Here is a 512-nt window from a genome sequence, read left to right on the forward strand (position 1 = left end):
CTGTCGGGAGTGCGGCGAGATTATCCTAACGAAGGCCGAAATCTGTCCGGAATGCGGTGTTCGACAGGCGCAGACGCAGATGCAGAGCCAACAGCGTCAACAGCAAGTACCACATAACCAAACGGGCCAACCCACGGCGAACCCGGGGAACGCTGCTGCCACTCAGAGCTATGGCATCCTCTTCGCTATCATCGACTCCTGGAAGTATCAGAGACCCCTTCGTCATCTACTGAACATTGTGATGGCACTCAGTACCGTTGGCGTCTATCTTATCATCCTCTTAATCGAGGGGCTGATTCACTATCGCAACCTCAACAGCGGTTCCAGTCAGCCATACGATGAGAGTAAAAACAAAGTCTGGACCACCTTCACCCACGTTCAGTAACCACTGATTGATAACTTAAATATAAATGTCTACGCAAAACGTCTCCGACGAAGAAGATTTAGTCCACTGTTATGAGTGTGGTGCAGAAATACGGCGCAGTGCGGAGATCTGCAAAGAGTGCGGTGTG

The 512-nt window shown here is 51.0% G+C and carries 1 pseudogene; it reads left to right on the plus strand.

Annotation, left to right across the window (positions count from 1 at the left end):
- Positions 1-385, plus strand: a pseudogene (locus DEQ92_RS24260) (hypothetical protein); the annotation flags it as partial.
- Positions 386-512: the final 127 nt, after the last annotated feature.

Source organism: Haloferax sp. Atlit-6N (assembly GCF_003383195.1).
Classification (GTDB): Archaea; Halobacteriota; Halobacteria; order Halobacteriales; family Haloferacaceae; genus Haloferax; species Haloferax gibbonsii.